Here is a 26,474-nt window from a genome sequence, read left to right as displayed (position 1 = left end):
TCACTCCTCCAGCTCTCTTCCGGCCGTGACGCCGCTGATCAATGTATAGGCCAGCAGGTCGGGAATGCTGGCCGGGTCGCGCACCAATGGCTTGGCCGATCGGCGCAGGGTCTTGAGCCGCGCGGCATGGGTGGCGGCGAGGCGGTCCGCCTCGTCGATCCCGATACGCTGGAAGCGGAGCTGAGCGCCAAGCGGCGCCTGCGCCACGCGGGCGAGGTCGGGGCCGATGACGGTGCCGATGCGGGGGTAGCCGCCGATGGTCTGGCATTCCGCCAGCAGCACGTAGGGCTGCCCGTCGCCGGTCATCTGGAGATCGCCTTCTAGGATGAAATCCGACGACAGGCCCGAGGTGACCTCGGCCGCGAAGGGCTTGGCCTCGGTCTCCAGCCGCACGCCCTGCCGGTTGGCGGTGGCGGAGCGGGTGAAGGTCGTTTCCTCGAAACGCGCCAGCGTCTCGGGGGCGAAGAGGCCGGTCTGCGGCCCCTCGATGAAGCGCACCGTGCCGCCGGTGAACCGTGCCTCGGGGATGAGGCCCATGGCGGGCGTTTCGGGCGCGGGATCGGCTCCGAGGGGCAGGCGGTCGCCGTCTTTGAGCAGCGCGCCGAGGCCCGCGGTCAGATGCGTGCTGCGGCTGCCGAGAAGCGGCGTGGTCGCGATGCCGCCCGCGGGGGTGAGATAGCCATAGGTGCCGACCTCTGCCGCGCCGACGGTCAGGCGCTGGCCGGGTTCCAGCAGGTGGCTGGCGTTCCAGCGTATGTCGCGCTGATCGATGCGGGCCCTCATCGGGGCGCCGGTCAGGGCGATGCGCATGGGCACGTCGACCTCGAAGGTGCCGCCCATGCCCGCCATCTCGATGGCCGCCGCGGGCGCGCGCAGGCCCAGCAGGGCCGCCGCCTCGTGGAGGGCGAGGGGATCGGCCGCGCCACCGCGCGAGAGGCCGATATGCGCCATGTTCGGGCGCCCGGTGTCCTGAACGCTGACCCCCGGACCGGCAGAGCGGATGAGGAGCGTGGCGGTCATCGGCGGATCTCGCAGCGGGCGCCGCCCTCCGGATCATCCGCCGCAAGAAGGCCGTCCATCTCGCCGCCCGATACGGTGGCAAGCCGCAGCTCGTCACCGGCACGCAGCGGCACGGGGGCCTCTGCCTCGGGCCGGAAGGCGCGGAAGGCGCAGCGCCCGACCTGCCGCCAGCCGGTGGGCGAGGCATTGGGGAAAAGCACGAGCTGACGCACGGCAAGGGCGATGGCCCCGCGGGGCACCTGCGGGTTGATGCTGGACATGCGGGGCAGGTCCAGCGCCTCGGGCAGCAGGCCGAGGTAGGGCTGGCCGGGGGCAAAACCGATGGCCAGGACCCGCAGGGGCGTCTCGACGATGGTGCGGATCACCTCCTCCGCCGCGAGGCCCGACAGCTCGGAGACCGCGTCGAGGTCGGGGCCATGGTCCCCACCGAAGGCCACGGGAATGTGCCAGACCCGGGCCGCCGGCTCGGGCGTGGCCTCGCGCCAGTCGCGTCCCTCCAGCAACCGCTCGATCCGGGCGCGCAGCGCGATCCGGTCGGTGGTTTCGGGGTCATAGCGAAAGAGGACGGAGGTCAGGCTGGGCATGACCCGCAGCACGCCTTCGGGCGGATCGGCCTGTGCGCGGTCGTTGAGGACCTGCGCCGCGGCGGTCGCCCAGGGGGCGGCGGTCAGCGCGAATCGCACCAGCCAGCCATCCCGCCCGAGGGGCAGGATCTCGGCCGGTTGCTGCTCTGCACGGCCCGTCATGGCGGAGACGTCGTCGAACATGATCTGTTGTACCCTGTCGGTCGGTCCCGGCCCTGTTCTTATTGGCTTCCGGATTGATCGTGGAAGGGGCCTTGGGCGCGGGTTTCCAAGTTTTCGTTGACACATGATGCAAAATGCCGACAAATTGTCAACGTTATGACAGCGAGGTGAAGACAACTTCACCCTTTCGACAGGAGAATGAAGATGAACAAGTTCGTGCTCACCGTCGCCGCCGCGATGGGGATCGCCACTGCGGCCCAGGCCCAGACCTGGGACATGCCGACCCCCTATGGCGATGCAACCTTCCACACCCAGAACATCCGCGAATTCGCCGAGGACGTCTCGGAGGCGACAGACGGCGGCCTCACCATCGAGGTGCATTCCGCGGGCTCGCTCTTCCCCCACGGCGAGATCAAGAACGCCGTCCGCTCGGGCCAGGTCCCGGTGGGCGAGTTCTTCCTCTCCACGCTGGCGAACGAGGACCTCGCCTTCGGGATGGACAGCCAGCCCTTCCTCGCCACCAGCTACGCCGAGGCCGAGACCCTCTGGGCCGCCCAGAAGCCGGTGATCGAGGAGCTGCTGGCCAAGCAGGGCCTCAAGCCGCTCTTCTCCGTCGCGTGGCCGGCGCAGGGGCTTTACACCAACGGCGAAATCGCCACCGTCGATGATCTCGCCGGTCTGCGGTTCCGGGCCTACAACCCGGCGCTGGAGCAATTCGCCTCGCTCGCCAAGGCCGCGCCCGTGCAGGTCGAGGCCGCGGATATCCCGCAGGCCTTCACCACCGGCCAGGTCGAGGCGATGATCACCTCGCCCTCCACCGGCGCCAACTCCAAGGCCTGGGACTTCGTCGACACCTACACCCCGATCGACGCCTGGGTGCCCAAGAACATCGTCGTGGTGAACCAGCGGGCCTTCGACCGCCTGGGCGCCGACGTGCAGGAGGCCGTGCTGGCCGCCGCCGCCGAGGCCGAGACCCGCGGCTGGGAGATGTCCAAGGCCGAGGCAGAGGCCAAGACCGCCGAGATGCAGGAGAACGGCATGACCATCGCCGCCCCGAGCGCCGCATTGACCGAGGGGCTTCAGGCGATCGGTGCGCAGATGCTGGCATCGTGGAAAGAGAAGGCCAGCCCCGAGGCGCTGGCGATCCTCGAGGCCTACGAAGCACAGTGATCCGGGTCCGGCCCGTCCCTCCGGGGGCGGGCCGTTCTCCATCGCCGGGCCATACGCGGGCCATCTGCGCCGCAGGGTCCGGGCCGTTGCTTCGTGCGTCCCTGTCGGGTCACCCTGCGCCGATGGCCCTGAGCCTCGGGTCTAGGGCTCTTCCGACAGGTCCCCTGCCGCCGCGCGTCAGAGCGTCCGCGTGATGCGGGCCGATGCGGCGGTATCCCCTTTCCCCCAGCCCATCAGGGAGGCCCCGCCATGCGCCGCCTGCTCGATACGCTCTACCTGATCTCCGGTGCGCTTGCCGCGCTGTCGATCCTCGCGATCTGCCTGCTTGTCAGTGCGCAGGTCGGGCTCAATATCCTGGCTCGTCTCGGCGGGCCGTCGCTGTCCTACACGATCCCTTCCTATGCCGATTTCGCGGGCTACATGCTGGCCGCGGCCAGCTTTCTCGCCCTCGCGCCGACCTTCCGCCACGGCGGGCACATCCGGGTGAACCTCTTCCTGTCGCGGATGGGGGCGGGCGGGCGCTGGATGCTGGAGCTCTTCGCGCTTGCGGTTGCCGGCTGCGCCATGGCCTACGCGGCGTGGTACGCGCTCGCCCTGCTGCTGGAGAGCCACCACTACGGCGACAAGTCCACCGGGATGATCGCCATCCCGATCTGGATTCCCCAGATCGTCATGGTGGTCGGGCTGATCCTTCTGACCCTCTCGATCTTCGACCGGCTGGTGGAGAGCCTTCTGGCCCGCCGTCCCGTCCTGATCGACGACACGACCGAATGAGGCGCGCCTGACATGTCCGATCCCGTTGTCTTTTCGATCCTCCTCGGCCTTCTGCTGGTGCTGCTGGCCAGCGGTGTCTGGGTCGCCGTCTCGCTGCTGGTCGTGGCGCTGGCGGGGCTGACCTTCTTCACCAACGCGCCCACGGGGCTGGTGCTGGCCACCACGCTCTGGGGGCACAGCCACAGCTGGCCGCTGGCCGCGCTGCCGCTCTTCATCCTGATGGGGGAGATCCTGCTGCGATCGTCCCTGTCGAAGGACATGTTCAGCGGGCTGGCGCCCTGGCTGACCCGCGCGCCGGGGCGGCTGCTGCATGTCAACGTGCTGGGCTGCGCGATCTTCGCCGCCGTCTCGGGCTCTTCCGCCGCCACGGCGGCCACCATCGGGCGGATGTCCGTGCCGGAACTGACCCGCCGCGGCTATCCCGAAAGCCTGATCCTCGGCACGCTGGCGGGCTCGGCCACGCTGGGCTTCCTGATCCCGCCATCGGTGATCCTGATCGTCTACGGCGTGGCGACCGAGCAATCCATCGCCCGGCTCTTCATCGCGGGCATCCTGCCGGGGATCATGCTGGTCGCGCTCTTCGGCGGCTACGTGGCGCTGCGCGCGTGGATGTCGCCGGGTCTGATCCCGGTGGAGGAGGCGCAGTATTCCCTGCGGGAGAAACTGCGCGCGTCGCGCAGCCTCGTGCCCGTGGTGCTGCTCATCGGCGGGGTGATCGGGACGATCTACACGGGCGTGGCCTCGCCCACGGATGCGGCGGCGGTCGGCGTGCTCTTCTCGCTGATCCTCGCGGTCTGCACCGGCAGCTTCAGCCGCAGCGACTTCGTCGAGGCGCTGATGTCGGCCATGCGGACAAGCGCGATGATCGCCTTCATCCTGCTGGGTGCGGCGGTGCTCTCGGTTGCCATGGGCTTCACCGGCATTCCGCGCAACCTCGCCGCCTGGATCGGGACCTTCGGCCTGTCCTCCTATGCGCTGCTGGCGGTGCTGACGGTGTTCTTCATCGTGCTGGGCTGCTTCCTCGACGGGATCTCGGTCGTGGTGCTGACCACGTCGATCATCCTGCCCATGGTCGAGGCCGCTGGGATCGACCCGCTGTGGTTCGGCGTCTACCTCGTTCTCGTGGTGGAGATGAGCCAGATCACCCCGCCTGTGGGGTTCAACCTCTTCGTGATCCAGGGGCTGACCGGCTCCAACATCATGAAGATCGCCAAGGCGGCGCTGCCGTTCTTCGGGCTGCTGTTGCTTGCGGTGCTGCTGATCACGCTGGTGCCCGGGATCGTCACCTTCCTGCCCTCGGCCATGGGGAACTGAGCGCGCCGCCCGCGGCCAAGAATTTTAAGGAAAATTCTTGGCCGCGGTGAGGGAGAGGCTCTGCGGAGAGGGCCCGCGCCCCCCCCCCGGAAAATTCGAATTTTCCGGTCCGGAATTTTTGAAAAGTCCGGGGGCGTCGCATCCCCCGACGGGCCAGGGGGCAAGACCTGTCGCCCTCAGAGCGACGAGGCCGCGCGGCTGGCCTGATCGTAGTAGCCGGACAGGACCCGGAGCGCGGCAGCCAGCTCGCTGAGCTTTTCCCCCGCCATATTGCCGTCCAGCAGCGGTTCGAGCAGGCAGTCCTCGCGCACGGCGCGGTAGCTTTCGCACAGCGCGCGGCCCTTCTCGGAGGTGCGGTAGAAGACCTCCTTGCCGCGCTTTTCCGCCTCCAGGAACTCCAGCTTCACCAGCTTGCGCAGGGCATAGGTGACGGTGTGGCTGTCCTCGATGTTCAGCAGGAAACAGATGTCGTTGAGGCGCTTGTCGCGGTTGCGGTGGTTCGTGTTGTGCAGCACGAGGATCTCCAGCGGTGACATTTCGCCCCCGCCGGCCGCCGCCATGCACCGCTGCATCCAGCGCGAAAAGCTGTTGTAGGCGATGGTGAGCCCGAATTCGAATTCCGAGGCCTCGCCAGCGGGCCCCTCGGAGAGGTGCTGGGACGAGACGATGCGGCGCTGACCTGCAGCCATTGGGATCACTCCGTTCAATTCCTGCGATAACCTTCCCGTAATGCTAACGATTTCTCAATGTCTTGCCCATGGAAACCCGAACTGTCGCGGTGCGGCGCGTGGATTTGAGGCAGTGCGTGAGGGCGCAGGCGCGGGCCACGGTTAGGGCTTTACCTTCGCCGGGCTGGGGGGGAGGCTCTGCCCGACCAAACGAGAGGACCCCCGATGACCGACCACAGCCTTTCCGCCACGCCCGACACTGTCCACTGGGGCCGCTTCTGGTCCGACCTGCCGCCGGTGAAGGAGATCGACGCGGGCGACCGGATCGTGATCGAGACGCTGTCCGGCAAGGAGGAGGTCCTGCCCTCCCCGGAGAGCGGCCTGACCGTGACCGACACCCACCGGGCGATCCTCGCCGCCGACCTGCCACGGGTCGCGCATCTGCTGACGGGACCTGTGGCCATCAAGGGCGCAATGCCCGGTGACGTGCTGAAGATCACCATCGAGAAGATCGACCTCGGCGCCGATTGGGGCTTCAACATCGTGCGGCCGACCGCGGGCACCCTGCCGGGAGAATTCCCCGTCTCGGGCAAGGCGACCACGGTGATCCCGATCGACCGGGCGGCGAAGACCGGCAAGCTGCCCTGGGGCGCGACCCTGCCGCTGGAGCCCTTCTTCGGCGTCATGGGTGTGGCCCCGCCGCCCGAGTGGGGGGAGCTGGCCTCGACCCAGCCGCGGCTGCATGGCGGCAACATGGACCTGAAGCTGCTGACCGAGGGCTCGGTGCTCTACCTGCCGGTCCATGTCGAGGGCGGTCTCTTCTCCTGCGGGGATGGTCACGGCTGCCAAGGCGATGGCGAGGTCTGCATCACCGCGCTTGAGACGGCGCTGACCGGGACTTTCACCTTCGACGTGCTGAAGAAGGGCGAGACGCCGATCGACTTCCCCCGTGCGGAAACGGCGGAGGAGATCATCTCGATGGGCTTCCACGCGAGCCTAGACACCGCGCTCCAGATCGCCCTGCGCCAGATGATCGCCATGATCCGCGAGCATGTCGATATCACCGAGACGGAAGCCTACCAGCTCTGTTCCCTCGCGGCGGATTTCGCGGTGACCCAGTCCGTCAACCAGGAGAAGGGCGTGCATGGGCGGCTCAGGAAGGCGCTGCTGAAGCGGGGCTGAACCCGCGAAAGTGATCGCGAGGTGCCGGCTGTGTCCGTTTTCACCGGGCGCAGCCGCCCTGATCGGGGGCCGTGTCCGAGGCATTCTTGCACGTCTCGTTGCCGTTCCGAGGATTTCGCTCACCCAAGCCAGTAAAACATGGAGATTCGGCAAAAGCCTGCCGGCATAGGCGGGCGTGCCGAAATCATGCCTGTGAATTGGTGAAAATGCTTGTATACAGCATCTTTCCGCATCCCGAACTCTCCCGGGGGCACCGTGTCCGTTTACCAGTCCTGCAGCGAAAGTCCCCAGATGAAACGCTTCACCGACAGCCAGCGAGCGGCCGAGCGTCGCGCCAGCACCAGTCTCCGCACCTGCATCGAGGTGCCGGGCGGGGGCTGTGTCGTGACCATGGGCTTTCCCGGCCTGACCATCGGGGCGGGGGGGCACCCCGGTGCGGACCCGGAGCGGCTGGCGGCGACGCTGGATCACCCGGCACTTGCTGACTGCGGGCTGCTGGTGGTGCTGGTGGAAGAGGCGGAACTGCCTGAGGGCGCCTTTGACGGGCTGCGCATGGCGGCGGCGGCGCGGGACCTGCCTCTCGCCCATCTGCCGATCCGGGACTACGGCGTCCCGGGGCAGGAGTTCGCCGAGCAGTGGCAGGTGGTTGCACCGCAGGTGGAGGCGCTGCTGGCCGAAGGGCGGACCCTGGGGCTGTCGTGCCACTACGGTGCGGGGCGGTCCGGGACGATCGCGGCCAGCCTGCTGATTGACCGGGGCCTGTCGCTGGGAGAGGCGATCCTTGCCCTGCGCGAGCAGTTCCCGGATTCGATCGAGACGGAGGGCCAGATGGCCTGGCTCGATGCGCGGGCGCGTGCGGGCGGTGCCCCAGCCTGAGGCGGGTGTCGGGCGTCGGGGCGGACGGGCTTCGTCCGCTGAGGGCGGAAGCCGCGCGGGTCGCGGCGGAGCCTGTCGAAGAGACGGACGAGGATATGAAAAAGGGGCCGCTCTTGCGGCCCCTTTTCGTGTTTCAGGGTCTGGGGTGCTGGCTCAGTGGCCGGCGCCTGCGGCGCGCACGGCGGCCACGTCGGCTGCGGTGACGGCCCCGGCATCGTTGCCCCATGCGGAGCGGACGAAGCTGGCCAGTTCCGCGACCTCGTCATCGGACAGGCGGTCGGCGTAACCCTGCATCCGCAGCGTCATCGGGCGCTTGGCGGTGCCGGGCACTTCGGCGCCGTTCAGGATGACCGAGATCAGCGGCTTGGTCTCCGACCCGGTGACAAGCGCGTTGTGCGCCAGTTCCGGGAAGATCTCGGGCGCGCCCTTGCCGGTCACGAAGTGGCAGGCCGAGCAGTTGTCGAGGTAGAGACGCGCACCGAGCGAGATGTCGGGGTTGGCTTCGGTCAGCATCGTGGCCGTTGCCTCGCCTGCGGCATCTGCCGGGGCCGGCTCCATAGAGCGGTGGTCGGCCGCTGCGATGGTGTCCGGCAGGTCCACGTCAGCGCCGTCGATCCCCTTGAGGAACGCCGCCATGGCGATGTTGTCCTCGTCCGTCAGGTACTGGAGCGAATGCTCGACCACGAGACCCATTTCGCCGTTGGCGGCGGAATGCGCGTTGCGGCCGGTGGCGAGGTAGAGCGCCAGCTCTTCCGTGCTCCACTGCTGGGGCGCGGACTCGGCACCGCGCAGGGCGGGCGCGTTCCAGCCGTCGATCACGCCGCCGGTGAGGAAGCTCTCGTCCGAAGCGGTGATGCCGTCCTGTGACATGAAGGCCGTGCGCGGGCTGTGGCAGGCCGCGCAGTGGCCCGGCCCTTCGACGAGGTACTGGCCACGGGTCTCGGCTTCGGTCGAACTGGTGGGGGTGAAGCCCGGCTCATGGGTGAGCGCCAGCCAGTTCCACGCCCGGATGCCGAAGCGCAGGTTGAACGGGAAGGAGAGCTTGGTCTCTTCCACCTTGTTCGACACCGCGGGAACCTCGGTCATGATGTAGTCGTAGAGGGCGCGCAGGTCCTCTTCCTTCATCAGGCGATAGTTCTCGTAGGGCATCGCGGGGTAGAGGTGCGTGCCGTTCGGGGTCACGCCGTCCACCATCGCGCCACGGAAATCGGCATAGGACCAGTTGCCGATGCCGGTGTCCTTGTCGGGGGTGATGTTGGTCGACCAGATCGTGCCCATGGGGCTGGCGATGGCGCGGCCACCGGCCATGCTCTCGCCCTCGCCGGAGGTGTGGCAGGCCACGCAGTCCGAGGCATGCATCACGTATTCGCCCTGACCGGGTTCCGGCTGCCAGTCGGCGGCCAGATCGGTCGCCGGTGCGCTACGCTGCACCGGCACGAAGATGAAGGCCAGCAGGGCGACGACGCCCAGAACCACCAGCCCGGCAATGATACGGAGAAAAGTTTTCATCTACGCTCTCCTCAGACCAGCGGACGCGGGTTGGACAGGTACTGCGTCCGGATGGCGTTGACCGTGTGGTAGGCCAAGCCGCCGACGAGGCCGGTGGGGTTGTACTGGGTGTTCTGCACGAAGTTGCCGGCGCCCATGGCGAAGACGTTGTGCGCCTTCCAGGTCTGGCTGAACTTGTTCACCGCGCCTTCGGTCGGGTTCGCCGACATGATGTGGCCGCCGGTGTTGTGCGTGGTCTGGTACGGGCGCACGTCATATTGCGCGCCGATGCCCTTGAAGCCCGACTGCATGACGTCCGGGTTCAGGGAGGCCGCGAGCGGCTCCATCTGGGACTTCATGTACTGGTTCATCTTCAGGTCATTGTCCTGCCAGTTGAACGTCATCCGCATCAGCGGACGGCCATGCTTGTCCTTGTAGGTCGGATCGAGGTCGAGGTGGTTGTTGGCATAGGACATGTGCGAGCCGTGCGACCCGATCGACATGGCGTGGCCGTACCACTCGCCGATGCCTTCCTTCCAGCCTGCGCCCCACGACGGCGTGCCCTTGGGCAGCGGCATGTTGCGGATCGGCTGACCGTTGAAGGTGCCCGAACGCCAGTAGGAGCCCCCGATGAAGCCGAGCGCACCGAAGTCGTTCTGGTTGATCGAGAAGTCGTCGATGCACATCCCGTTCGCGCCGTGGCCGACGAAGGGGTTGAAGTTCTCGTCCTTGAAGAACATCGAGACGCCACCGTTCATCTGGTAGGCGTAGTTCTTGCCGAGCGTGCCCATGCCGGTCAGCGGGTTGTAGGCTTCGCCCAGACCCGAGAGCAGCATCAGGTGCACGTTGTTCAGCTGGTAGCTGGACAGGATCACGATGTCGGCGGGCTGGAAGACCTCTTCGCCGGCCTTGTGGTCCCAGTAGGTGACGCCGGTCGCGGTCTTGCCGTCTTCGGCCAGTTCCACGCGCAGCACCTCGGACTCGGTCCGGTAGGAGAAGTTGGGCTGCATCTTCAGCGCGTCCAGGATCGCCGTCTGGGGCGAGGACTTGGAGTACTGGTAGCAGCCGTAGCGCTCGCAGAAGCCGCAGAAGTTGCAGGGGCCCATCTGCATCCCGTAGGGGTTGGTATAGGCCGTGGAGGCGATACCGGCAGGGGCGGGGAACGGATGGTAGCCCGCGGCCAGGCAGGCCTCCTGGAACTTCGAGCTGTCGTAGGTCGTCGCCGTGGGGGGCATCGGGTAGTCTTCCGACCGCCAGCCCTCGAACGGGTTGCCGCCCTCCTGGATCTCGCCGTTCAGGTTGCCGGCCTTGCCGGAAATCCCTGCCACCTTCTCGAAGTGGGTGAAGAAGGGCTCCATCTCGTCATAGCTGACGGGATAATCGCCGAGGTTCATGCCCTCGGGGATGATCTCTTCGCCCCAGTTCTCGGCCACGTAGGACCGCAGGCGCAGTTCCTCGGGCTGGGGGCGCCAGTTCAGGCCATTCCAGTGCGTGCCGGCGCCGCCGACGCCGTTGCCGGGCAGGAAGGAGCCGAGCGAGCGGTAGGGCAGGGCCGTTTCGCCGTCGTTGCGGCGCACGGTCACCGTCTGCTGCGACGGCTTCTGCATCATCTTCAGACGGACGCCGTACTTCAGCTCGTCGATCTGTTGCGGGTACTCGAAGTTGGGGACGGTGCTCTGGTCATGGCCGCGCTCCAGCGCGACGATTTCGAGGCCCTCGCGGCACAGTTCGATCCCTGCGATCGAGCCGGTCCAGCCGAGGCCGACGATGACCACGTCCTTTTTCTTTTCCTGACGTGCCATTCTTATGCCCTTTCACCGCTGATCGAGACGGGACCAAGCGGGTATTTCACGTTGTGCCGGGTCGGCCATTCGCGGAACGCGGCGCGCGCGCCCGGGAAGCCGATGTAGACCCAGGACTGCATTTCGAAGTTCCCGCCGTATTGCGGGTCCGCGAAGTAGCCTTCCTTGGTGTTGGCGAGCAGGATGGTGAAGAAATCACGCACCTCTGCGGGCAGGCCGACCTCGCCCTTCTGGAGCGCGGTCAGGGCTTCATCCTGCTGCGCGGGTTCCAGCGCGGCGAACTCGGCCTGATAGGTCTCTTCGCACCAAGCGTTGAAGGCGGGGATCGCCTGACGATAGACCTCGGCCGGGTTCAGCGGGGTCTGCCAGCCGCGGGCCGGTTCGGCGCTCGCGTCGTGGGGGCCTTCCATGTACCAGTCGTCGGCGGTGCCGTAGTCACCGGCCAGCTGGAGGTCGATGAAGACCGGAACGCGGGCTTCGAGGGCGCCGGGGCCATCGCCCTCGGAGGGGATCAGCCGCGCGGTCGCGGCCATCACGAAGGCCCATTCATCTGCGGTCAGATATTCGGGCTGGTATTGGTCAAGCGGCACGGGAGAGGGCGCATTCTGCGCCGAGGCGGGCAGTGCGAGCCCGCTCAGTGCCATGCCGGCGGCGGAAGCTTTGAGGAAGCTCCGGCGGCTGGGGAGTCCGGGAATGTCGGTCATAATGTAGTCCTGCCGATCTGGGTGGGAGCGTCTGCGCGGAGATGCGCAGTGACTATCTGTCGCGTAGTCGGCGACAAGATGACGCGCAAGGCGGGGGGGAGAGGTGCATTTCCGCTATGATTTCAGCGAATAACGGCTGAGTCGCCGCCCGTGCATCGTGAAGACATCTCAAAATGCTGAAGAAAATGCGTCATTCTGAAGGATTTCCTTCAGAATGGCTGACGGATTTACCCTCACACAAGGGCAAAGTTGGCCCTCTGTGCGGGATGACTGTGTACTGATGCACACAATTCTCGATGCTTGTGATCACAAAAATTGGCCAGAGACCGGCGTTTGCGATCACAAAGAGACCGGCGCGGCACCGGCCGGACCTGCCCGGCCAGCGTACCGCTGTTCCCGCGATCTGTCCCGCGAGCGACGCGCCTGCCGCGTGGCGGGCTGCGGAGAGGTCCGTCAGCGCAGGGCTTGCGAAAATACCCGTTCCGCTCCCCTGCGCTTCGGTCTAGGCTGGGGGCGGAGACGGGTATTTCCCCGGAGGAGAAGACGGCAAAACGACGCGGGCGGGGAGGCCCGGGGCGAGGCGCCGGGGCCACGGGCCCGAAGCAGGCGCAGGGCAGCCCGGTGGAGCGGGCGCCCCGCACGACAGGGAGGAGACGTCGGATGATCCGCGATCTGGCCGGGGGCCTTGCCGCCCTCGCTTTCGCCGTTACCGCAACCGCCGCAGCCCCGGACCGGGCCGGGGCGCAGGGGCTGCCACAGCCGATCAATATCGCCAAGCCGCGCGTCGAACTGGCGCTGTCGCACTGGCTGCCCGCCGACCACCCGCTCGTCACCCATGGGTTCACCCCCTGGGCCCGGGCGATCGAACGCGCGAGCGGCGGGCGCCTGGAGGTGGCGCTCTATCCCGCGCAGCAACTGGGCCGCGCGGCGGAGCATTACGACATGGCCCGCGAGGGCAGTGCCGACATCGTCTTCATCAACCAGGGCTATTCGCCGGGCCGCTTCCCGCTGCTGTCCCTGACCGAGATGCCGATGCTGGTCTCGGACGCGGTGACGGGTTCGAAAGCCATCCAGCAATGGTACGCGGATTACGCGCCGCAGGAGATGGCGGGCGTCTATCCCTGCCTCGTCTTCCAGCATGATCCCGGCACGCTGCACGCGATGTCCGGCCCGCTGAGTGCGCCGGAGGACCTGAAGGGTCGCAGCGTGCGTCCGGCCAACGGCACGATGGTGGAACTGATCCGCGACCTCGGCGGCGAGGCTGTCCTCGCTCCCGCGCCCGAGATGAAGGCGATGCTGGAGCAGGGCGCAGTCGAGGTGATCGCGGCACCGTGGGACAGTCTCGTCACCTTCGGGCTGGACCGGACGCTGACCCATCACCTGGATATGCCGTTCTACAGCTCGACCTTTGCGATCCTGATGAACGCCGCGCGGATCGAGGCGCTCGCCCCCGAGGACCGCGCCGTCATCGACCGGCATTGCACGCCGGAGGCGTCGGAGCGCATGGCCGCAGGCTGGGTGGCGGAAGAGCACAAGGGTCGCGCCGTGCTGGAGGGACGCCCGGGCCACGTGACCTACAGGCCCTCGCCGAAGGAGATCGACGCGTGGAAGGCGGCGACTGCGCCGCTGATGGCGGGCTGGCGCAGGAACGTGGCGAACCAGACCGGTGTCGATCCCGACGTGGCACTTGCCGGACTGGAGCGCCGGCTGGAAGCGGCGGGCGCGCTCTACGAGTGAGGTCGCCCGGACGCCGCCCGGACGCCGCCCGGACGGGGAGGGGCGCGAGGGGGCCGCGAACCGGACCGGTGGTGCCGTGCGGGCTTGCGTGACTTCGGCGCCGCCCCGAGGGGCAGGGCGCCGCAAGAGATGTGCCCGGGACAGGACGTTCCAGCCGGTCCCGCGTGGCACGGCGGCGGAGGACAGGGGATGCCCTCCGCCGATCCATCGGCAGAGTTGTGCGGGGCGCAGGCACAAGGGGCGCGCCTGAAGTGGGCCCCCGAGGCCGGGCCACCGTCGGGGGCGGCCGCCCGATCGCCTGCCTCTCGCCTGCGACCGGGGTGCCGGGCTCAGGCTGGCAGTCGGGCCCGCAAGGGGCTGGCGAGCAGGATCAGACGCGGGTGCTGGCGCGGGCTGCGGCGACGCGGTTCAGCGCGGCGAGGATTGTCTCGGGCTCACCCGCCTCATAGGCCGCCTGCAGCGCCTCGATGTCCTTCTGGAAGGCCTCGAAGCTCTGTTCCAGATCCTGCTTCGACATCGGCATCCGCTCGTGCAGGTCGGCAAAGTTCTCGGCGCTGGTGGCGATCAGGTAGAAGGCAGCGGCGTGCTGGGGTTCGGCCACGGCCTTGGTGAAGGACTTCTTGGCCACCGCCTCGTAGGCGAGAATGCTGCGGCCCTGCTCCTTGAGCGTGTCGAGAATGAAGGTGAACATTGTCTATTCCTTTGGTCAGAAGATCAAGCGGCGGGAGCCGCCGTGGGCCGCGGACCAGTCCAGCGGCGCGTCGAGGAAGCTGGCGATACGGTCCAGTTCCTCGGGGGTGAACCATGTGCCTTCCTTGGCGACGGCAAGGATGTCACGCCAGGTGGCAAGGGCATGCAGCCGCAGCCCGTGGTCGGCAAGGGCGGCGCGGGTTTCGGGGAAGATGTCATACTGGAACAGCATGATCACGTCGCGCACCCGCACGTCGGCCTGCCGCAGTGCCTCGCAGAAGCGGATCTTGGAGGCGCCGTCCGTGGTCAGGTCCTCCACCAGCAGCACGCGCTGTCCGGGCCGGGCCTCGCCTTCGATCATCGCGGAGGGGCCGAAGCCCTGCGCGCGCTTGCGGACGTAGAGCATGGGTTTGCCGGTCATCGCGGCGATCCATGCGGCAAAGGGAATGCCGGCGGTTTCCGCGCCCGCGATGCTGTCGATCTGGTCGCGGCCGATGTCGGCGTCCAGCACCTCCACGGCAAAGCGCATCAGCATCTCGCGGATCGCGGGGTGCGAGATCACCTTGCGCACGTTGATGTAGACCGGGCTCGCCACGCCGGAGGACAGGATAAAGGGCCGCTCGCCGGCCAGTTCCACGGCGCCGATCTCCAGCAGCGCGCGGGCGGTGCGGCGGGCGAAATCCTGTCGGGTTTCGGGGGCGAGGGGCATGGGCAGGGGTCCGGTCATTCTTCGCCCTCCAGATAGGCGGAAAGCACCGCCGTGCCCACCATGAAATCGCTGATCTCCATCGCCTCGTCGGGGTTGTGGCTGCCGTTGCGGTTGCGCACGAAGACCATGCCCGCGGGAATCCCGGCCTGCGCAAAGATCGCCGCGTCGTGTCCGCCGCCCGAGGCCATGGTGAAATGATCGCCCGTGGCGCGGGTCATCGCCGCCTCCAGCCCTGCGATGATCTGCGGGTTCATCAGCGCCGGGGCGACGGCGACCTCTGCGCCGGTGTCGAAGCTGACGCCGCGCGACCGGGCGATGTCGTCCATCTGCTCGCGCAGGTAGGCGCGCATCTGGTCCAGCACCTCGACCTCCTGCGAGCGGATGTCGAGCGAGAAGGCCAGCTCATCGGGAATGCGCGAGATCGCGTGGCGCGCGGGATCGGTGCCCACGATGCCCGAGGTCAGCACGAGGTCGCGGCCGGTCTGCGACAGGTGCCGCCAGGTGTCGTCGAGCCGGTGCATGAGTTCGGCAAAGGCCAGCACCGGGTCGTGCCGGTAGGCGCGGGGCACGGCGCCGGAGTGACCGGCCTGACCGATGCAGCGGATCTGCCGGTGGCGGAAGTTGCCCCGGATGCCCGAGACGACCGCGGCGGGAATGTTGCGTTCGACCAGCAATGGACCCTGTTCGATGTGCAGCTCAAGATAGGCCTCGATCTTCGACAGGTCGCAGATCGGCTGGTTGGCCGCGATCGGCGCGGTGTCGATGCCAAGCGCGTCGAGATGCGCCCGCAGGGGGCGCGCGTCGGCCTTGTGGGTGGCGGCGAGTTCATCGGCAGGCAGCGACCCGGTCAGCATCTTGGAGCCGAGGTAACAGGCCCCGAACCACGCGCTTTCCTCGCCGCGCATGGCGAGGCATTTGACCGGACGGCGGAAGCGGCTGCCAGTGCGGGCGGCGCGGATCAGCACGATTAGCCCGGCCGCGACCCCGGCGAGCCCGTCGAAGTTGCCGCCCATGGGCACGCTGTCCACGTGGGAGCCGATGAGCACCCAGCTTTCGGCCTCTGCATCCTCGGGCAGGGAAAAGAGCAGGTTGCGGCCCGCGTCCTCCTCCACCGCCAGCCCGTTGCGGCGGGCGAAGTCTGCCAGCCAGTCGAGCGTCGCTGTCTCCACCTCCGAAAAGGCCGGGCGGCTGACGCCCGCGGCGTCGGGCGAGAGCGCGCGGATGCCGTCGAAGATCTCTTCCGCCAGCGAGGCGAGGGCGGTATCGGCCTGTAGGTCCTTCATTCGTGCAGCCCCTCTGCCGGGGCCTCGACCGTGCCGATGATCTGCGGCAGCGAGGTGACGCCCTGTGCCTGCATCCAGTCCGAAAGCTCTGCCACGAGACGCGCCATGACGGTGGGCGACTGGAAGGTCGCGGTGCCCACCTGAACGGCGGCCGCCCCTGCGATTAGGAACTCCAGCACATCGTCGAGCGTGGCGATGCCGCCGCAGCCGATCACGGGAATCCGGCAGGCCTGCGCGGTCTGGTAGGTCATCCGCAGGGCGATGGGTTTGATCGCCGGGCCGGACATGCCGCCCATGACATTGCCCAGCTTGGGCCGTCGGGTGTTGATGTCGATGGACATGCCAAGCGCCGTGTTCGCCACCACGAGGGCATTGGCCCCCGCGGCCTCGGCGGCCAGTGCGACCTCGACCGGCTCGCCGGTGTTGGGGGTCAGCTTGGCCCAGAGGGGCAGGTCGGTTTCCGCGCGCAGCCGGGTGACGACATCCTGGGTCGTCTCGGGGCGCATGGCGAAGGCCTGACCGTTGGCCTCGATGTTGGGGCGGGAGATATTCGCCTCGATCGCCGCCACGCCGGGCAGCGAGACCTCGGCGCAGAGTTGGGCGAATTCATCCATCGAATGGGCCGAGATCGAGACCACCAGCGGTGCGCCGTAGCGCGCCCAGTAGGGCAGCATCCGCTCGCGGAAATCCTCGATCCCCTTGGAGGGAATGCCGATGGCGTTCAGCATCCCGCCCTGAAGGTCGCAGACCCGGGGCGTCGGATTGCCGTCACGCTTGCCGTGCATGATCGTTTTCAGGACATGCGCGCCGAGGATATCGAGGTCGAAGACATCCGAGAGGTCCTCGGAAAAGGTGCCCGAGGCCGGCATGATCGGGTTGGCAAGGCGCAGCGCGCCCACCTGCGCCGAGAGGTCGGGGGTCATCAGGTCCTTCATCACATCGCCTCCGCAATGGGGAAGACCGGGCCTTCGCGGCAGACCCGGCGCTGGATCACGCGCTCGCCCACCCGGAAGGGGCGCACGCAGGCCTGACACATGCCGAGACCGCAGGCCATCTGCTGTTCCATGGCGATCTCGCCGGGGATGCCGTGGGTGCGGCCAAGGTCCTGCAACAGACGTAACAGGCGCGAGGAGCCGCAGGTGTAGAAGGCATCGACCTGACCTGCCGCGATCCGGGCCTCGATCAGCGGGCGCAGTGCCTCGGGGGTGGAGGAGCCATCCTCGTCATGGACCACGATCACCTCGGCGCCGTAGTCGCGGAACAGCTCGACCGACATGGCCAGTTCGGGCCGACGGGCGGAGCAGATGGCGGTGAGGCGGCGTCCCCTGGCCTGTGCCTCGCGCGCCAGCGGGGCCAGCGTGGCAAGGCCCACGCCGCGCGCCACCAGCATCAGGTTCTGCCAGTCCTCGGGCATCGAGAAGCCCTGACCCAGCGGCCCCAGCACGTTCAGGCTGTCGCCCGCGCGCAGGGTGGCAAGGCCCCGGGTGCCGGCGCCTGCGACCTTGTAGAGGAACTGGAGCCGGCCCGCCTCGGCGTCATAGCCATAGATGCTCATCGGGCGGCGCAGGAAGGGATGCTCCCCCTCCGGCGCGGGGCAGAGCAGCTGGAAGAACTGGCCCGGCTGGCAATTCAGCGCCTCGCGCGGCGCGTCCAGCACCAGCAGGCGATATTCGCCGTTCACAGGGGTGTTGGAGACGACGACGGCGCTTGCCTCGAGGCAACGGGCGCTCAGGCCCTCGGGCGCAGGCACCGAGAGGATCGTGGGAGACAGGGACATTTTGGACCTTTCTCAGCCGAAGAAGAGGCGCGGCACGAAGAGCGAGATTTGCGGGATGTAGGTGATCAGCAGCAGGACGATCAGGTTCACCAGAACGAAGGGCCAGACACCGGCGATGATCTGCGCCACCGGGCGCCCTAGCGTCGAGGAAGCGACGAAGATGTCGAGCCCGAAGGGCGGTGTGATCATGCCGAGGCAGACGTTCAGGGTGACGATCATGCCGAAGTGCACCGGGTCGATCCCGAAGCTGAGCGCGACCGGGTAGAGCGGCGGCACCAGCACCAGCATGGTGGAGTTCGGATCGACGAACATCCCCGCGATGAAGAAGCAGACGTTGACCGCGATCAGGAAGGTGATCCGCCCGGCGTCCGCCGCGTCGAGGAAGGAGATGATCGAGTTGGGCACCTGCGCCAGCGTGACGAAGAAGGAGATCAGCCCGCCCATGGCCAGCAGCACGAAGATGATCGCGGTGTTGATCGCGCTGTCCTCGGTGATCTTGAAGAGGCCCTTCAGGTCGAGGCTGCGGAAGACGATCATTTCCACGAGGATCGCGTAGACCACGCTGACGGCGGCCGCCTCGGTGGGCGTGATGACGCCCGAGTAGATGCCGCCGAGGATGATCACCGGCATGCCGAGCGCCCATTTCGCATCCCACATGGCGCGGAAGCGCGCGGACCACGGCAGTTTCGGGCCCGGCTCCACGCCGTCCTTGATGGCCTGCAGGTGCACGAAGACCGAGAAGGCGATGCCGAGGACGACGCCCACGGCGAGGCCGCCCGCGAAGAGTTGCGAGATCGAGGTGCCGGTGATCCAGCCATAGACGATCAGCGTGATCGAGGGCGGGATCAGCAGGGCGGTCTCGGCGCTGGCGACCAGCAGGCCGAGGGAGAACTTGTCGGAATAGCCTGCCGCGCGCATCTCGGGATAGACCATGCGGCCCATGGCGGCGACGGTGGCAGGTGCCGAGCCCGAGACCGAGCCGAAGGCCATCGAGCCGCCGACGACCACGTGACCGATGCCGCCGCGGGTGTGGCCCAGTAGGGCCTTCACCACGCCGACCAGCTGGCGTGCGATCTGACCCGAGCCCATGAGGTTCGCGGCGAAGATGAAGAAGGGGATCGCCAGCAGGGTGGAATGGTCGATGCCGCCCACGATCTTCTGCACCACCGCCGCATCGGGCAGCTTGCCGTAGAAGGCTTCCTTGTAGGCGAGCGCAGGCACACCCAGCACCAGCAGCATCTCGAAACCGGAGGCCAGCAGGACCACCGCGAGGAGGATAATCAGGGTGAGGATCATGCGTCGGACTCCTGCGGCGCAAAGCGGTCGATCACGCCGAAGAGGCTGAGGCCGTAACGCAGCGCCAGCAGGACGAAGCCCACCACCGGCGCGATGTAGATGTAGCCCATGGGCACGCCCAGCGTGGGCGAGCTCTGGCCGGTTTTCAGCACGAACTGCACGAGGCCCCAGCCCAGCCATGCGACGTAGAGGCTGAAGACGACCCCAACCACGTCGATGCTGCGCTGCACCAGCTTGTGCAGGTGGTCGGGCAGCTTCTCGCGCAGGTTGGTGATGCCGACGTGCTTGCCGCGCTCCAGCGCGAGGCCGAGGGCAAGGAAGACGAGGAAGAGGTTCATCAAGCGTACGGCCTCTTCGATCCAGGCGAAGCGGCTTGCGAAGGTGCCGCCGATTTCCCGCGTGATCACGGAACCGGTGTAGAGCAGCACCATGGTGAGGAAGAGCGTGACCAGCACGCTGCGTTCGATCACCCGGAGAAGGCGGAGGGCTTGCATGAGAACTCCTCTGAAACAAAGGACCCGGGCGCGGGGCAATGCCGGCCCGGGCAAGTCGGCCCGCCCGAAGGCGGGACGGGGAGATTTTCGGGGGCCGCTTACTTGGCGGTTTCTTCCATGTAGATGTCGAGCAGCTTCTGGCCGGCTTCGCCGGTCTTGGCGACATAGGCCTCGGAGGCCGGGCCGAACATCTGTTCGCGGAAGGCGGCGCGCTCTGCCTCATCCGCGACGCGGACGTTGGTGCCGGCGTCCTTGATGGCGTCCAGCGAGGCTTCGACGGCCGCGGCCTTGTGGGCGGTCATCTCGGGGATCACTTCGGCGAAGGCATCGGTGATGATGGTCTTGTAGTCGTCCGGCAGGCTTTCCCAGAACATCGGGTTGAAGAGGACGACATCCTCCATCGCGCCGTGATCGGAGACGACGAGGTATTTCTGCACTTCGTAGAACTTCATCGCGCGGATGGTGTCGAGCGGGTTTTCCTCGCCGTCCACGACGCCGGTCTGAAGCGAGGTGTAGAGCTCGCCGAAGGGCAGGGCGATGGCGGAGGCGCCAAGCGCGTTGAACTGTTCGATCAGGATCGAGCTGTCCATGACGCGGAACTTCTGGCCCGAGAAATCGGAGATCGAGTCGAGCGGCTTGTTCGAGGTGAACTGCTTCTTGCCGTTCGGCCAGAGCTCGATCGCGACGAGGCCCTTGTCCGAGAAGCTGTCGAGCAGCGCCTGACCGAAGGGACCGTCGCGCAGGGCGGCGGCGGCCTCGGCGTCCTCGGGGATCAGGTAGGGCACGTCGAGGATCGACACCAGCGGGTTGAAGCCGCCGAGGAAGGCGGCTGGGGCGACGGTGGCCTCCATCGTGCCGAGCTGCACGCCTTCGTTCATCTGGCGCTGGTTGCCCAGCTGGCCCTGCGGGAAGATCTGGAATTCGACGGCGCCTTCGGTGCGCTCCTTCACCAGTTCCGCGACCTTCTCGAGGTGGATGTGGCGGCTCTGCTGGGTGGATTCGAGATGGCCGATCTTCGCGACGTAGTCCTGCGCCATGGCAGGTGCGGCGAAGCCGAGGCCAGTTGCCGCGACGGCGGCGAAGAGGATGGAGGTGGTTTTCATTATACGCTCCCCAAGGGTCCCTTGTTGCGATGGATGCCTGAGCGTTCACTCTAGCGTGTCCTTCGTCAATGGGGAAAATCTCAAAAATGAGACGGCAGCGCAAGCCCTGACGTGCACGTTGGGTCACCTGCCGTGAATTTGGGCGCTTCGGCTCAGGTGATCCCGTGCTTCGCGATCAGCGATTCGACGTGCGCCGCGGCTTCCATTCCCTTGAGCGAGGTGGCCCAGAGCCGCTGCGCAATCTCCTCGTGCAACTCCAGCGCCTCGGGGGCCTGGGTGATCAGGCCGACGCCCACCCGGATGTTGGGATTGTGGCCCAGCCGGAAGGGGCTGATCGTCAGGGTCGAGGCGCCGCCCTTGCGGGCGATCTGGAACGAGGTCGAGGGGATCGGTTCGCGTGCGACACCGATCTGGATGCCGATATCGGGCTCGCGCAGCATCCGCACGATATGCTCCACCTCGGCCAGGGCCATGCGGCGGCGGGCCTGTCGTTCCTCCGGGGCGAGATCGAAGCGGCCTTCCAGCCCGTCACGCAGGAATTTCTCAAGGTCCTGGTCCGAGATGATCGAGGCCAGAAGCGGACGACGTTGTTGAAAACGCTGCTTTCTCTGTGACAGGATCGACAGGATCGTATCCACGTCCGGCGCGGCACCCCCGCCCACGGACTCACGCAGTACATCGGCCAGAACCCGGTCGTAGTTTTCCGTGGTGACGAGGTAGGAGATCGGGCTGAAGAGGCCGATGATCTGCTCGCTGTCGTCCTCGATCTGGCGCATGCGTTCGAAGAAGCCGACGGCATTGGCGACATATTCGATACCGACGCCCAGCAAGGTGGGCAGCGAGACGTGAAGCTCGTCCGCGATGGCGGTCAGCATCTCGATCTTGGCGATCTCGCCCTTCTCGGCGCGGTAGAGCGCGGCGCGGGAAATTCCCAGCCTCTGCGCCAGGTCCTCGGGGGAGAGGCCGCGGCCCAGCCGGTGGGCGCGCAACCGCGCCCCGACTTCGAGGAAGTTCACCTTGCTGGACTGGGTCACCTTGTTTCCGCCGTTCGATCCGCCTTGCGGCTCGTTCTGCCGCGTCTCGAAAATGATCCAATCATGTGTCGAGCCGGTCTGCAACGGGGGGACCCAACGGCGGGCGCGGGCAGAATCAGAGAATATGCCCGTGTTGTCAGGGCTGCGCGCCGCCTGTGGGCCTGCCTCGAATTCTGGACGTCCGAGGGAGGCTGCCGGGTTTTCGGGCATTTTGGCTCTGGCCGGGCGCGGTGACCCCGTTCTTCTCACTCCTGAGACGGCGCGGGGAAACGGGGCGCCCGGAGGCGCCCCGGGGCCTCAGCCCATGCGGAAGTCGCGGATATGCGCGGGCATCTCGACGCCGTCCAGATTGCGCGGATCGGGAATCGGCTCGCCCACGACGGTCTGCACGGGAATCACCCCGGCCCAGATCGGCAGGGCGTAGTCCTCGTCCTCGTCCGACGGCTGGCCGGTGCGGACCTTGGCGGCGCCCTCCTCGATCTTCAGGCCCAGCACCATCGTGCCCTTCAGGTCCTGTTCGTGATCCGGGCGCAGCCCTTCGTAGCGGCCCGGGAAGAGGCCGTTCACGAAGCGCGTCAGCTTGGCCAGTTTCTCCACCGGGTCCTCCACCTTGAAGGCGGTCCCGAAGAGCGTGACCGAGCGCGAGTTGACCGAATGGTGGAAGCCCGACCGCGCCATGACGAAGCCGTCGAGGATCGAGACCGAGAGGCAGACCTCGGCGTCCTTGCCCGTGCGCAGCGCGCGGCTGGCCGAAGAGCCGTGCCAGTAGACGTGATCGCCCTCGCGCCATTGCAGGGTCGGCGTGACATAGGGCTTGCCGTCCATGACGTATCCGACGCTGCACAGCGGCTGCGCGTCGAGGATCGCGTCGATGGTCTCGCGGTCGAAATGCCCCCGCTGGTGCGAACGGCGCAGGCGGCTCCGGTCCGTGACGGGAAGGCTGTCGGCCATGGGATGTTCCTTTCTCTTCGATTGCCCGATGGGGGATATCGAGGTATTGGCGTGTTCGACATGTCCACATCTGCGATTTCTCACCAGTCCAATCTGGACGCCGCCCTGTTCCGCCTGACGCTGGACCGGCAGGGGGCGCAACCGCTGCAACAGCAGCTGGCGGAAGAGTTGCGCGGGCTGATCCGCACCGGGCGCCACGCGGGCGCGCGGCTGCCGGCGAGCCGGACGCTGGCGGCGGAGCTGTCGGTCTCGCGGATGACGGTGACCACGGCCTACGATCAGCTCACCGCCGAGGGATACCTGGTGGCGCGGCGCGGGGCCGGGACCTACGTCGCGGCGGACCTGCCGCATCTGGCGCCGCCGACCCCGCGCCGGGCCCCGCCACTGGCCGCGCCGGCGCCCTACCTGCCGTTCCAGCCGGGCGTGCCGGACCAGCGGCTCTTTCCCCATCGCCTCTGGGCGCGGCACCTCGAACGGGCCTGGCGGCGTCCGCCGCCCGCGCTGCTGGCACGCGCCGATCCCTTCGGCTGGGGCCCGCTGCGGGTGGCGATCAGCGAGCACCTCGCCGCGTGGCGCGGGCTGGAGGCGGCGCCGGACCAGATCGTCATCACCGGCGGCGCATGGGATGCCTTCGACCTGATCAGTCAGCAGGTCACCCTGCGCGGAGGCGCGATCGCGGTGGAGGACCCGGGCTGGCCCACGCTGCACCGGCTGCTGACGCGGCGCGGGGTGACGCCGCATCCGGTGCGCATCGACGAGAGCGGTTTCGATCCGGCGGCCTGTCCGGCGGGGACGGCGGCGGCCGTGGTCACGCCCTCGCGCCACTATCCGACCGGGCGGGCGATGCCGTTGTCCCGGCGGCTGCAGGTGCTGCACTGGGCCGAGGCCGAAGGCGCGCTGGTGGTGGAGGACGACTACGACAGCGAGTTCCGCTACCAGGGCCAGCCGCTGCCCTCGCTCGCGGGTCTCGATGGTCTGCGTCGCACGATCTACATGGGCAGCTTTTCCAAGCTGCTGAGCCCGGCGCTGCGGATCGGCTACCTCGTCCTGCCCGAAACGCTGGTGGGGGCGGTGCGGGAGGACCTTGCCGTGACCGGGGTGCGGGCGTCGCTGCTGCCACAGCCCGCCCTGGCGGAGTTCATGGCAAGCGGAGACTTCGCCACTCACCTGCGCCGGATGCGGCGGGTCTATGCCCGGCGGCAGGGTCATCTGCTGGCCGCGCTGGAGGCGGCAGGTGCGGGCGCGGCACTGGCGTTGAAGCCGGACCCCTCCGGGATGCACCTGGTGCTGTCCCTGTGCGACGGGAAGAGCGATGCCGCCATCGCCGCCGCGGCGGAAGCGCGGGGGATCGGGCCCCGGGCGCTGAGCTCCCACGCGCTGCTGCCGGAGGCGCCGCAGGGCCTGATGCTGGGCTACGCGGCCTTCGAGCCGGAGGAACTGGATGCCGCGGCCCGCGTGTTGGCAGAGGTGCTGGCGCAGGGCTGAGGCACGGGACGGGCGACGTGGCGCGCGTCCGGCTGGAGGACAGGCGGGGCTCCGCTGGCGGGACCCTCTCGGGGCGGTGACTCTTGTCCGCCCTGCTAGGTCGGGCTAGATCAACCCTTGGTTGTTTTAATCGCGCGTTGGGTTGATCGGGCAGTGCGCCGCTGACATGGGGCCTGGGCAAGGCGTGCGGTGGTCCGCATGCCTCGGTATAGGCAAGGCTGCCTTTGCCCGATCAGGAGGGTTTTCGCCGGGTGCCCCGGCCCGGTATCTGTTAACGTGTTGGGGATGCAGGTATTCGAAGGCGACGGGCCGACACCCGGCCCCGCAGAGCCCTGAAGGGGCCAGGTGAGGCGAGGACGTGACATGACAGGCCGCAAGACAATGGATCGGGCCGCTGTAGCGGCATGGGATCGCGCCGCCATGGCGGTATGTCTGGGCGCGGGGCTGGCCCTGCTGCCCGCAGGGACCCTGCGGGCGGACGGGCTGTTCTTCAAGACCGACGTCTCGGAGAACAGCGTTGACACCGTCGGCGTCATGGCCCGCGGTCCGCTGACCTTCGGCGTCAACTACTCCGATTACGTGGGCGGCCACTCGGTGAGCCTGACGGCGACCTATGCGCTCCCGCTGGGGGATGTCGCGACCTTGCGGGTCGGTCCCAGCCTGGGGCGCGCCTATGGCGACGGGGCTGACGAGGACTGGCGGCTGGGGGCGAAGCTGGCGGTGGACCGCTACCAGACCACGGGCTTCGGCTATGTCTACCTGCTGGGGGAATACAACACGATCGACAACGACTGGTACGTCGGCGCCCAGGCTGGCGTGCCCTCGGGCTGGGGCATCGAGGTCTCGGCCGGGGGCAGTGACGCCTATGACGCGCGCACGGTGGCCCTGACCCGCCGGATCGGCGAGGGGCCGGTGACCCTGCGCGCCGGCTACAAGCTGCTGGCGGAAGAAGCCTTCATCGGCGTCTCGATCAACACCTTCTGAGCTGCCTTAGGGACCCGTTCCCGGGCGCAGAGAGCCGGTCGGGACACTGGCCACAGACCAACGGAACAGAGCGATGACCGACACCTCCCACACCTCCGCCCTGCCACGCCTCTCGCTCCGGCGGGCGGCGGCGCTTTTCGTGCTGGTGACCGTGCTGCTGGCCGGTCTCGCGATCACGCTGATCTTCGGCAACCGCAGCGATGACCTCGTCGATCAGGCGCTGGACCGTGCGGTGACCCTGCGCACCTCCGCCGCCGGCGAGGTCGTGGCCCGCGCGATCCAGGACGATTGGCATGACCTCGTGTTCCTGTCGAACATGCTGGCGACGGCGGACGAGGAGCGGATCACCGGGATCATCGAGGGGCTGCAGGGCGAGGGCGCCCGTCTGTCCTGGGTCGGCTACGCCGGAACGGACGGGATCGTGCGCGCGGCCTCCGACGGGCTTCTGGTGGGCGCGGACGTGAGCCAGCGGCCGTGGTTCCGCAACGGGCTGCAGAACGGCTTTGCCGGAGACGTGCACGAGGCGGTGCTGCTGGCCAACGCGTTGCAGAAGGAGGGCGAGGAGCCCCTGCGCTTCATCGACCTCGCACAGCCGGTGCGCGATGCCGACGGCACCGTCGTCGGCGTGGTGGCGATGCATATCAACGTGAACTGGCTGGTCGAGACGGTGCGCGAGACGGGCCGCGTCATGGCGATCGACCTCTTCCTGATCAACGCGGCCGGCGATGTCATCGTCGCACCCGAAGGCACCGCGCCCGGGGCCGAGGAGCTCTCGCTGCTGCGCGCGGCGCGGATCGGGAGCAGCAGCGCCACGCGGGCGACATGGCCGGACGGGCAGGATTACTTCACCTCCCTCGTGCCCAGTGTCACCTATGGCGATCTGCCCTCCTTCGGCTGGCGCCTGGCCGGGCGGATCGAGAGCGACAGCTTCCGGCCCGGCCTGTCCAGCCTGCGCTCGACCGTGCTGATAGCCGCCGCCGTGGTGGTGGTGATCTTTGCCGTGATGACCGTGCTCTTCTCACTGATCGTGCTGCAACCGTTCCGGGTGCTGGCCACCGCGGCCCGCGGGCTGGCAGAGGGCCGCGATCCCTATCTGCCCGAAGGGGGTGTCACCCGCGAGGCGGCCCGGATCGCCTGGGCGCTTGCGCGGCTGCAATCCGGGCGGCCGAAGTCTCCGGACGCCTGAG

General features: G+C 67.9%; 25 protein-coding genes. 9 read left to right on the top strand and 16 right to left on the bottom strand.

The window, feature by feature from the left end; translation table 11 throughout:
* Together ACX9MO_RS06665 and ACX9MO_RS06660 are read right to left on the bottom strand one after the other, a co-directional pair.
* On the bottom strand, window positions 1-1,020 hold the full coding sequence (locus ACX9MO_RS06665) for a 5-oxoprolinase subunit C family protein (RefSeq protein ID WP_462213985.1): 1,020 nt from the start codon (window positions 1,018-1,020) through the stop codon (window positions 1-3).
* On the bottom strand, window positions 1,017-1,787 hold the full coding sequence (locus ACX9MO_RS06660) for a 5-oxoprolinase subunit B family protein (protein WP_462213984.1): 771 nt from the start codon (window positions 1,785-1,787) through the stop codon (window positions 1,017-1,019). The genes ACX9MO_RS06665 and ACX9MO_RS06660 overlap by 4 nt, the downstream gene beginning before the upstream one ends.
* Window positions 1,788-1,970: 183 nt before the next feature.
* Between ACX9MO_RS06660 and ACX9MO_RS06655 the strand changes: the two genes are divergently transcribed.
* The 3 genes from ACX9MO_RS06655 (at window position 1,971) to ACX9MO_RS06645 (ending at window position 5,024) form a co-directional block, all read left to right on the top strand.
* Window positions 1,971-2,936 (top strand): TRAP transporter substrate-binding protein, encoded by a 966-nt coding sequence (locus ACX9MO_RS06655; protein WP_462213983.1) that lies wholly within the window; start codon window positions 1,971-1,973, stop codon window positions 2,934-2,936.
* A 249-nt stretch (window positions 2,937-3,185) separates the two neighbouring features.
* Entirely contained in the window at window positions 3,186-3,710 is a 525-nt protein-coding gene (locus ACX9MO_RS06650; RefSeq protein ID WP_222491093.1) for a TRAP transporter small permease, read from the top strand.
* Between the two features lie 12 nt (window positions 3,711-3,722).
* Window positions 3,723-5,024, top strand: coding sequence for a TRAP transporter large permease (locus ACX9MO_RS06645; protein ID WP_462213982.1), 1,302 nt, complete (start codon window positions 3,723-3,725; stop codon window positions 5,022-5,024).
* Between the two features lie 176 nt (window positions 5,025-5,200).
* Here ACX9MO_RS06645 and ACX9MO_RS06640 read toward each other — a convergent pair whose 3' ends face one another.
* Window positions 5,201-5,713, bottom strand: coding sequence for a winged helix DNA-binding protein (locus ACX9MO_RS06640; protein ID WP_222491095.1), 513 nt, complete (start codon window positions 5,711-5,713; stop codon window positions 5,201-5,203).
* Between the two features lie 204 nt (window positions 5,714-5,917).
* Between ACX9MO_RS06640 and ACX9MO_RS06635 the strand changes: the two genes are divergently transcribed.
* The gene (locus ACX9MO_RS06635) at window positions 5,918-6,874 is read left to right on the top strand and encodes an acetamidase/formamidase family protein (protein WP_222491096.1); all 957 of its coding nucleotides are present in this window, start codon (window positions 5,918-5,920) and stop codon (window positions 6,872-6,874) included.
* A 291-nt stretch (window positions 6,875-7,165) separates the two neighbouring features.
* Complete coding sequence (locus ACX9MO_RS06630; protein WP_462213981.1) at window positions 7,166-7,750, top strand: protein-tyrosine phosphatase family protein; 585 nt, start codon at window positions 7,166-7,168, stop codon at window positions 7,748-7,750.
* A 153-nt stretch (window positions 7,751-7,903) separates the two neighbouring features.
* On the opposite strand, the gene ACX9MO_RS06625 is transcribed toward ACX9MO_RS06630, so the two are convergent.
* Genes ACX9MO_RS06625 through ACX9MO_RS06615 form a run of 3 tightly spaced genes read right to left on the bottom strand, consistent with a single transcriptional unit; the run spans window position 7,904 to window position 11,744 of the window.
* Complete coding sequence (locus ACX9MO_RS06625; protein ID WP_462213980.1) at window positions 7,904-9,259, bottom strand: c-type cytochrome; 1,356 nt, start codon at window positions 9,257-9,259, stop codon at window positions 7,904-7,906.
* An 11-nt stretch (window positions 9,260-9,270) separates the two neighbouring features.
* The gene (locus tag ACX9MO_RS06620) at window positions 9,271-11,040 is read right to left on the bottom strand and encodes a GMC family oxidoreductase (RefSeq protein WP_462213979.1); all 1,770 of its coding nucleotides are present in this window, start codon (window positions 11,038-11,040) and stop codon (window positions 9,271-9,273) included.
* A gap of 2 nt (window positions 11,041-11,042) precedes the next feature.
* Window positions 11,043-11,744 (bottom strand): gluconate 2-dehydrogenase subunit 3 family protein, encoded by a 702-nt coding sequence (locus ACX9MO_RS06615; RefSeq protein ID WP_462213978.1) that lies wholly within the window; start codon window positions 11,742-11,744, stop codon window positions 11,043-11,045.
* Window positions 11,745-12,404: 660 nt separating this feature from the next.
* Between ACX9MO_RS06615 and ACX9MO_RS06610 the strand changes: the two genes are divergently transcribed.
* Window positions 12,405-13,481, top strand: a complete 1,077-nt coding sequence (locus ACX9MO_RS06610) for a TRAP transporter substrate-binding protein (protein ID WP_462213977.1) — start codon at window positions 12,405-12,407, stop codon at window positions 13,479-13,481.
* Between the two features lie 370 nt (window positions 13,482-13,851).
* On the opposite strand, the gene ACX9MO_RS06605 is transcribed toward ACX9MO_RS06610, so the two are convergent.
* The 10 genes from ACX9MO_RS06605 to ACX9MO_RS06560 form a co-directional block, all read right to left on the bottom strand.
* The gene (locus ACX9MO_RS06605) at window positions 13,852-14,172 is read right to left on the bottom strand and encodes a hypothetical protein (RefSeq protein ID WP_222491102.1); all 321 of its coding nucleotides are present in this window, start codon (window positions 14,170-14,172) and stop codon (window positions 13,852-13,854) included.
* A gap of 15 nt (window positions 14,173-14,187) precedes the next feature.
* Complete coding sequence (locus ACX9MO_RS06600; RefSeq protein ID WP_261398023.1) at window positions 14,188-14,898, bottom strand: orotate phosphoribosyltransferase; 711 nt, start codon at window positions 14,896-14,898, stop codon at window positions 14,188-14,190.
* Window positions 14,895-16,163: a hydantoinase/carbamoylase family amidase gene (locus ACX9MO_RS06595; RefSeq protein WP_462213976.1), complete on the bottom strand. Its 1,269-nt coding sequence runs from the start codon at window positions 16,161-16,163 to the stop codon at window positions 14,895-14,897. The genes ACX9MO_RS06600 and ACX9MO_RS06595 overlap by 4 nt, the downstream gene beginning before the upstream one ends.
* The gene (locus ACX9MO_RS06590; protein WP_462213975.1) at window positions 16,160-17,098 is read right to left on the bottom strand and encodes a dihydroorotate dehydrogenase; all 939 of its coding nucleotides are present in this window, start codon (window positions 17,096-17,098) and stop codon (window positions 16,160-16,162) included. The genes ACX9MO_RS06595 and ACX9MO_RS06590 overlap by 4 nt, the downstream gene beginning before the upstream one ends.
* Window positions 17,098-17,940, bottom strand: coding sequence for a dihydroorotate dehydrogenase electron transfer subunit (locus ACX9MO_RS06585; RefSeq protein WP_462213974.1), 843 nt, complete (start codon window positions 17,938-17,940; stop codon window positions 17,098-17,100). Before ACX9MO_RS06585 ends, ACX9MO_RS06590 begins: the two co-directional genes overlap by 1 nt.
* A gap of 12 nt (window positions 17,941-17,952) precedes the next feature.
* A complete protein-coding gene (locus ACX9MO_RS06580) occupies window positions 17,953-19,236 on the bottom strand; it encodes a TRAP transporter large permease (RefSeq protein ID WP_462213973.1) in 1,284 nt (427 codons plus the stop codon).
* The gene (locus tag ACX9MO_RS06575; RefSeq protein WP_462213972.1) at window positions 19,233-19,730 is read right to left on the bottom strand and encodes a TRAP transporter small permease; all 498 of its coding nucleotides are present in this window, start codon (window positions 19,728-19,730) and stop codon (window positions 19,233-19,235) included. Before ACX9MO_RS06575 ends, ACX9MO_RS06580 begins: the two co-directional genes overlap by 4 nt.
* Window positions 19,731-19,828: 98 nt before the next feature.
* Window positions 19,829-20,833: a TRAP transporter substrate-binding protein gene (locus ACX9MO_RS06570; protein ID WP_222491108.1), complete on the bottom strand. Its 1,005-nt coding sequence runs from the start codon at window positions 20,831-20,833 to the stop codon at window positions 19,829-19,831.
* Window positions 20,834-20,985: 152 nt separating this feature from the next.
* A complete protein-coding gene (locus tag ACX9MO_RS06565; protein WP_462213971.1) occupies window positions 20,986-21,867 on the bottom strand; it encodes a helix-turn-helix domain-containing protein in 882 nt (293 codons plus the stop codon).
* A 297-nt stretch (window positions 21,868-22,164) separates the two neighbouring features.
* A complete protein-coding gene (locus tag ACX9MO_RS06560; protein ID WP_462213970.1) occupies window positions 22,165-22,818 on the bottom strand; it encodes a pyridoxamine 5'-phosphate oxidase family protein in 654 nt (217 codons plus the stop codon).
* 60 nt (window positions 22,819-22,878) lie between these two features.
* On the opposite strand from ACX9MO_RS06560, the gene pdxR reads away from it, so the two are divergent.
* From pdxR to ACX9MO_RS06545, 3 genes are all read left to right on the top strand, one after another.
* On the top strand, window positions 22,879-24,303 hold the full coding sequence (gene pdxR / locus ACX9MO_RS06555; RefSeq protein WP_462213969.1) for a MocR-like pyridoxine biosynthesis transcription factor PdxR: 1,425 nt from the start codon (window positions 22,879-22,881) through the stop codon (window positions 24,301-24,303).
* A 363-nt stretch (window positions 24,304-24,666) separates the two neighbouring features.
* Entirely contained in the window at window positions 24,667-25,287 is a 621-nt protein-coding gene (locus ACX9MO_RS06550) for a hypothetical protein (RefSeq protein ID WP_462213968.1), read from the top strand.
* 73 nt (window positions 25,288-25,360) lie between these two features.
* Window positions 25,361-26,473 carry a cache domain-containing protein gene (locus ACX9MO_RS06545; protein ID WP_462213967.1) on the top strand — a complete coding sequence of 371 codons (1,113 nt, stop codon included), beginning with the start codon at window positions 25,361-25,363 and terminating at the stop codon, window positions 26,471-26,473.
* The last annotated feature ends 1 nt before the right edge of the window (window position 26,474 follow it).

This window comes from Pseudooceanicola profundus, assembly GCF_054919315.1.
The sequence above is the reverse complement of the archived record's forward strand: the minus strand, read 5'-3'. Positions and strand labels throughout refer to the sequence as shown.

Bases quoted from the DNA above. Each gene is read 5' to 3' on its own strand.
- ACX9MO_RS06635 (WP_222491096.1), top strand. From the start codon at position 5,918: ATGACCGACCACAGCCTTTCCGCCACGCCCGACACTGTCCACTGGGGC.
- ACX9MO_RS06625 (WP_462213980.1), bottom strand. From the start codon at position 9,259: ATGAAAACTTTTCTCCGTATCATTGCCGGGCTGGTGGTTCTGGGCGTC.
- ACX9MO_RS06560 (WP_462213970.1), bottom strand. From the start codon at position 22,818: ATGGCCGACAGCCTTCCCGTCACGGACCGGAGCCGCCTGCGCCGTTCG.
- ACX9MO_RS06585 (WP_462213974.1), bottom strand. From the start codon at position 17,940: ATGTCCCTGTCTCCCACGATCCTCTCGGTGCCTGCGCCCGAGGGCCTG.
- ACX9MO_RS06545 (WP_462213967.1), top strand. From the start codon at position 25,361: ATGACCGACACCTCCCACACCTCCGCCCTGCCACGCCTCTCGCTCCGG.
- ACX9MO_RS06595 (WP_462213976.1), bottom strand. From the start codon at position 16,163: ATGAAGGACCTACAGGCCGATACCGCCCTCGCCTCGCTGGCGGAAGAG.
- ACX9MO_RS06580 (WP_462213973.1), bottom strand. From the start codon at position 19,236: ATGATCCTCACCCTGATTATCCTCCTCGCGGTGGTCCTGCTGGCCTCC.
- ACX9MO_RS06630 (WP_462213981.1), top strand. From the start codon at position 7,166: ATGAAACGCTTCACCGACAGCCAGCGAGCGGCCGAGCGTCGCGCCAGC.
- ACX9MO_RS06550 (WP_462213968.1), top strand. From the start codon at position 24,667: ATGACAGGCCGCAAGACAATGGATCGGGCCGCTGTAGCGGCATGGGAT.
- ACX9MO_RS06605 (WP_222491102.1), bottom strand. From the start codon at position 14,172: ATGTTCACCTTCATTCTCGACACGCTCAAGGAGCAGGGCCGCAGCATT.
- ACX9MO_RS06590 (WP_462213975.1), bottom strand. From the start codon at position 17,098: ATGAAGGACCTGATGACCCCCGACCTCTCGGCGCAGGTGGGCGCGCTG.
- ACX9MO_RS06615 (WP_462213978.1), bottom strand. From the start codon at position 11,744: ATGACCGACATTCCCGGACTCCCCAGCCGCCGGAGCTTCCTCAAAGCT.
- ACX9MO_RS06645 (WP_462213982.1), top strand. From the start codon at position 3,723: ATGTCCGATCCCGTTGTCTTTTCGATCCTCCTCGGCCTTCTGCTGGTG.
- ACX9MO_RS06570 (WP_222491108.1), bottom strand. From the start codon at position 20,833: ATGAAAACCACCTCCATCCTCTTCGCCGCCGTCGCGGCAACTGGCCTC.
- ACX9MO_RS06660 (WP_462213984.1), bottom strand. From the start codon at position 1,787: ATGTTCGACGACGTCTCCGCCATGACGGGCCGTGCAGAGCAGCAACCG.
- ACX9MO_RS06655 (WP_462213983.1), top strand. From the start codon at position 1,971: ATGAACAAGTTCGTGCTCACCGTCGCCGCCGCGATGGGGATCGCCACT.
- ACX9MO_RS06650 (WP_222491093.1), top strand. From the start codon at position 3,186: ATGCGCCGCCTGCTCGATACGCTCTACCTGATCTCCGGTGCGCTTGCC.
- ACX9MO_RS06600 (WP_261398023.1), bottom strand. From the start codon at position 14,898: ATGACCGGACCCCTGCCCATGCCCCTCGCCCCCGAAACCCGACAGGAT.
- ACX9MO_RS06610 (WP_462213977.1), top strand. From the start codon at position 12,405: ATGATCCGCGATCTGGCCGGGGGCCTTGCCGCCCTCGCTTTCGCCGTT.
- ACX9MO_RS06665 (WP_462213985.1), bottom strand. From the start codon at position 1,020: ATGACCGCCACGCTCCTCATCCGCTCTGCCGGTCCGGGGGTCAGCGTT.
- pdxR (WP_462213969.1), top strand. From the start codon at position 22,879: ATGTCCACATCTGCGATTTCTCACCAGTCCAATCTGGACGCCGCCCTG.
- ACX9MO_RS06620 (WP_462213979.1), bottom strand. From the start codon at position 11,040: ATGGCACGTCAGGAAAAGAAAAAGGACGTGGTCATCGTCGGCCTCGGC.
- ACX9MO_RS06575 (WP_462213972.1), bottom strand. From the start codon at position 19,730: ATGCAAGCCCTCCGCCTTCTCCGGGTGATCGAACGCAGCGTGCTGGTC.
- ACX9MO_RS06640 (WP_222491095.1), bottom strand. From the start codon at position 5,713: ATGGCTGCAGGTCAGCGCCGCATCGTCTCGTCCCAGCACCTCTCCGAG.